General features: G+C 70.0%; 4 protein-coding genes. 2 read left to right on the top strand and 2 right to left on the bottom strand.

Features of this window, described 5'->3' with window-relative positions:
- Window positions 1-22 precede the first annotated feature (22 nt).
- Both QMK30_RS25205 and QMK30_RS25200 read left to right on the top strand, forming a co-directional pair.
- The gene (locus QMK30_RS25205) at window positions 23-817 is read left to right on the top strand and encodes a carbon-nitrogen hydrolase family protein (RefSeq protein ID WP_283520697.1); all 795 of its coding nucleotides are present in this window, start codon (window positions 23-25) and stop codon (window positions 815-817) included.
- A gap of 53 nt (window positions 818-870) precedes the next feature.
- Entirely contained in the window at window positions 871-2562 is a 1692-nt protein-coding gene (locus QMK30_RS25200; RefSeq protein WP_283520603.1) for a flavin monoamine oxidase family protein, read from the top strand.
- 32 nt (window positions 2563-2594) lie between these two features.
- Here QMK30_RS25200 and QMK30_RS25195 read toward each other — a convergent pair whose 3' ends face one another.
- The gene (locus QMK30_RS25195) at window positions 2595-3311 is read right to left on the bottom strand and encodes a DUF5995 family protein (protein WP_283520602.1); all 717 of its coding nucleotides are present in this window, start codon (window positions 3309-3311) and stop codon (window positions 2595-2597) included.
- A 222-nt stretch (window positions 3312-3533) separates the two neighbouring features.
- Entirely contained in the window at window positions 3534-4910 is a 1377-nt protein-coding gene (locus tag QMK30_RS25190) for a uracil-xanthine permease family protein (RefSeq protein ID WP_283520601.1), read from the bottom strand.
- Between the last annotated feature and the right edge of the window lie 201 nt (window positions 4911-5111).

The following is a 5111-nucleotide window of genomic DNA, read 5'->3' as shown; positions in this document are numbered from 1 at the left end:
CCCCACCTGCCCGAGGTCTGCCATGCCGCTGCGTACCGCCCTGCTCCAGAGCTCCGGGCGTCCCGGCTCCGTCGCCGGGAACCTCAAGGTCCTCGACGAGGCCGCGGGCCGCGCCGCCGACGCGGGCGCCGCGCTGCTGGTCTGCCCCGAGATGTTCCTGACGGGTTACGCCATCGGGGCCGACGTGCACCGGCTCGCCGAGGCCGCCGACGGTGAGGCGGCCGTCGCCGTCGCCGACATCGCCGTACGCCACGGCCTCGCCGTCCTCTACGGCTACCCGGAGCGCGACGGCGAGCAGGTCTACAACGCGGCGCAGCTGATCGGCCCCGACGGCGCGCGACTGGCGAACTACCGCAAGACCCACCTCTTCGGCGGCTTCGAGCAGGAGTGGTTCACGCCCGGCGACACCCCGGTCGTCCAGGCCGAGCTCGGCGGCCTGCGGCTGGGCATCATCATCTGCTACGACGTGGAGTTCCCGGAGAACGTCCGTGCCCACGCGCTCGCGGGCACCGACCTGCTGCTGGTGCCGACCGCCCAGATGCACCCGTTCCAGTTCGTCGCCGAGTCCGTGGTGCCCGTCCGGGCCTTCGAGAACCAGATGTACGTCGCGTACGTCAACAGGACCGGCACCGAGGGCGAGTTCGAGTTCGTCGGGCTGAGCTGCCTCGCGGGCCCCGACGGCACGGCCCGCGCCCGCGCCGGCCGCCACGAGGAGCTGGTGTTCGGCGACGCCGACCCCGAGTTCCTGCGGGCCTCGCGCGAGAACAACCCGTACCTCCGCGACCGCCGCCCCGGCCTGTACACGTCACTCGGCTGACGCGCCCGCGCCCCGCCCTCTTTTCTTTCCGCCCTGCAAGGAGTCCGTACCCCATGACGTCCACGGTGCCCACCGCTGTCCAGCACATCGACGCGCAGCCGCCGATCACCATGTTCGGGCCGGACTTCCCCTACGCGTACGACGACTTCCTCGCCCACCCGGCGGGCCTCGGCCAGATACCGGCGACCGAGCACGGCACGGAGGTCGCGGTCATCGGCGGCGGCCTGTCCGGCATCATCGCCGCGTACGAGCTGATGAAAATGGGCCTCAAGCCCGTCGTCTACGAGGCCGACCAGATAGGTGGCCGGCTGCGTACCGTCGGCTTCGACGGCTGCGACACCTCGCTGACCGCCGAGATGGGCGCGATGCGCTTCCCGCCGTCCTCCACGGCGCTCAACCACTACATCGACCTGGTGGGCCTGGAGACCAAGGCGTTCCCCAACCCGCTGGCCCCCGAGACCCCCTCGACCGTCGTCGACCTCAAGGGCGAGTCGCACTACGCCGTGACCGTCGACGACCTGCCGCAGGTCTACCGCGACGTCATGAACGCCTGGAACGCCTGTCTGGAAGAGGGCGCGGACTTCTCCGACATGAACCAGGCCATGCGGGAGCGCGACGTTCCGCGGATCCGCGAGATCTGGGCCAAGCTCGTCGAGAAGCTCGACAACCAGACCTTCTACGGCTTCCTCTGCGAGTCGGAGTCCTTCAAGTCCTTCCGACACCGCGAGATCTTCGGCCAGGTCGGCTTCGGCACCGGCGGCTGGGACACCGACTTCCCCAACTCCATCCTGGAGATCCTGCGGGTCGTCTACACCGAGGCGGACGACCACCACCGGGGCATCGTCGGCGGCAGCCAGCAGCTCCCGGTCAGGCTCTGGGAGCGCGAGCCGCAGAAGCTCGTGCACTGGCCCGCCGGTACGTCGCTGAAGTCGCTCCACGAAGGCGCCCCGAAGTCCGCGGTGACGCGGATGCACCGCACCGCGGGCAACCGGATCACCGTCACCGACGCCTCCGGCGACATCCGCACCTACCGGGCCGCGATCTTCACCGCCCAGTCCTGGCTGCTGCTCTCCAAGATCACCTGCGACGACTCGCTCTTCCCGATCGACCACTGGACGGCGATGGAGCGCACCCACTACATGGAGTCGTCCAAGCTGTTCGTGCCCGTCGACCGGCCGTTCTGGCTGGACAAGGACGAGGTGACCGGGCGCGACGTGATGTCGATGACGCTCACCGACCGGATGACCCGCGGCACGTATCTGCTGGACGACGGCCCGGACAAGCCCGCCACCATCTGCCTCTCGTACACCTGGTGCGACGACAGCCTCAAGTGGCTGCCGCTGTCCGCCAACGAGCGGATGGAGGTCATGCTGAAGTCGCTCGGCGAGATCTACCCGAAGGTCGACATCCGCCGTCACATCATCGGCAACCCGGTGACCGTCTCCTGGGAGAACGAGCCGTACTTCATGGGCGCGTTCAAGGCGAACCTGCCCGGTCACTACCGCTACCAGCGGCGCCTGTTCACGCACTTCATGCAGGACCGGCTGCCCGAGGACAAGCGCGGCATCTTCCTCGCGGGCGACGATATCTCGTGGACCGCGGGCTGGGCGGAAGGCGCCGTACAGACCGCGCTCAACGCGGTGTGGGGCGTGATGCACCAACTCGGCGGCGCCACTGACGCCTCCAACCCCGGCCCCGGTGACCTCTACGACGAGATCGCCCCGGTCGAGCTCCCCGAGGACTGAGCGGGCGTCGGCGGGCCTGACCCCGGCCGGGCTCAGCCCGCCGGGGTCAACAGGCAGCGCCCGACGAGCCCCGCCGTGCCGTCCATGCGCTGCCTGAACTCGTCAGCCAGCTCCGGCAGTTCGCGCAGGCTCCAGAGCAGCCGGGCGGCGGACCAGGCGGCGTCGCGCGCCCGGTCCAGGCTCCATGAGCCGAGCAGATGGGTGAGCGGATCGGCGATCTCCAGGAGGTCGGGCCCGGGCATCAGATCCTCACGGATACGTTCCTCCAGCGCGACGAGCGTGTCGCCCACCCGGTCGAAGTCGGCCTCCAGATCGGCCGGCCGACAGCCCAGCGCATGGCAGGTGTCGACGACGGCCAGCGCCAGATCGTGCCCGATGTGCGCGTTGATCCCGGCGAGCGCGAACTGCACGGGGCTGATGCCCGGATGGTGCCTGTAGTGCATCAGCGGCCGCCAGCAGTCCGGTGGCCGTCGCCCCGCGATCGATGCGTCGACGGCGGCCAGGTATCGCTCGGCGAAGAGGACGTCGAGGGTGGCGGCGGTGCGGGCGTCGGGGAACACCCCGCAGTCGATGCGCCGGTCGATCTCCTCGGTGACCGTCAGATAGACCCCGTTGAAGACCGCGAGACCGTCGGACGGCGGCCAGTGGGAGTGGAATGCGCGCATCCGGGCGACGACGGTGCGCACGGAGGGTGGGGCGGGGTCGGCCGGGGTGGGGAAGTGCTTGATCTGCTGCCCGATCTGCGTCATACGGGCAGCGTCGCAGGCCGGGCCCTTCGCCCGGCGCGGGTGGCCGTGGCTTCCCCAGAACGGGCGAACGAGTGCGCGGGGAGGCGGGGGTGGGCCCCCGGACGCCCTTCGGGCGTGTCCTCAAGCGCCGGACGGGCCCAAAGAAAACTTTCAGCCCGTCCGGCGCTTGAGGACTTCGGGAAGGGGCGGGGTGGGAAACAAGCCCGCCGCGGGCTCCGCCCCCTACCGCTCCGCGTCGTACGACGACGTGCCCTCGTCCAGCAGTGGCTCCTGGCCCTTGAGATGCGCGGGGGCCAGCGCCCGCAGCACGTGATAGCCCGTGATGACCACGATCGTGCCGAGCGCGATCCCGCTGAGCTCGAAGTTGTCGGAGAACTGCAGACCGACCCCGCCGACGCCGATGATGATGCCCGCAGCCGCAGGCACCAGATTCAGCGGATTACGCATGTCGACCTTCGCGTTGATCCAGATCTGCGCGCCGAGCAGGCCGATCATGCCGTACAGAATGACCGTGATCCCGCCGAGGACACCGCCGGGAATCGCCGCCACGACCGCGCCGAACTTGGGGCAGAGCCCGAAGAGCAGCGCGAACCCGGCCGCCGCCCAGTACGCGGCGGTCGAGTAGACGCGCGTCGCGGCCATCACCCCGATGTTCTCGGAGTACGTCGTGTTCGGCGGCCCGCCGACCGCCGTGGACAGCATGGACGCGGCGCCGTCGGCCGCGATCGCGGTGCCCAGCTTGTCGTCGAGCGAGTCGCCGGTCATCTCGCCGACGGCCTTGACATGCCCGGCGTTCTCCGCGATCAGCGCGATGACGACCGGCAGGGCGACCAGGATCGCCGACCATTCGAAGCTAGGGCCGTGGAAGGACGGGAGCCCGATCCAGTCGGCGTTGCCGACCGCGGAGAGGTCCAAGCGCCAGTGGTCGACGGCCTCGGGCCCGCCCGCCGGGGAGTGGATCCGACCGAAGACCCGGTCGAAGACCCAGGAAATCCCGTACCCGAAGAGCAGACCGAGGAAGATCGCGATGCGCGAGAAGAAACCGCGCAGGCACACCACGGCCAGTCCGGTGAAGAGCATCACCAGCAGCGCGGTCCACTGGTCCTGGGGCCAGTACGTCGACGCGGTGACCGGCGCCAGATTGAAGCCGATCAGCATGACGACCGAGCCGGTGACCACCGGCGGCATCGCCGCGTGGATGATCCCGGCGCCGAACCGCTGCACCACCAGGCCCACGAGGAAGAGCACGGCGCCGACCACGAGGACCGCGCCGGTGACGGTGGAACTGTCACCGCCCGAGGCCCGGATCGTGGCGGCGACGCCGACGAAGGAGAGCGAACAGCCCAGATAGCTGGGCACCTTGCCCCGGGTGGCCAGCAGAAAGATGACGGTGGCGACACCGGACATCATGATGGCCAGATTGGGATCCAGGCCCATGAGTACCGGCGCGACGAACGACGCCCCGAACATCGCCACCACGTGCTGGGCGCCGAGCCCGGCCGTGCGGGGCCAGGACAGCCGCTCGTCGGGGCGTACCACGGCGCCGGGGGCGGGGTTCCGCCCGTCGCCGTGCAGGGTCCAGCGCACCCCGAGCTTCATGGTGGCTCCCGTACAGAATCGGTCGGAAAGATTCGGAAAAGATCAGCGTCATGCTAACGACCTCGGGGGCGATGGCGCGCGGGCTCCCGGCGTCATGCGACTCCGCCTCCGGCGTTGTCGTCGGTCGACGACGCTCCGCGTCGCCTCGCTCCTCCGCCTTGGACGCGAAGCCGCATGACGCCGCTCGCTGATCCACGCTCC

It is taken from the genome of Streptomyces sp. H27-C3 (assembly GCF_030063415.1).
GTDB lineage: Bacteria > Actinomycetota > Actinomycetes > Streptomycetales > Streptomycetaceae > Streptomyces.
The sequence above is the reverse complement of the archived record's forward strand: the minus strand, read 5'-3'. Positions and strand labels throughout refer to the sequence as shown.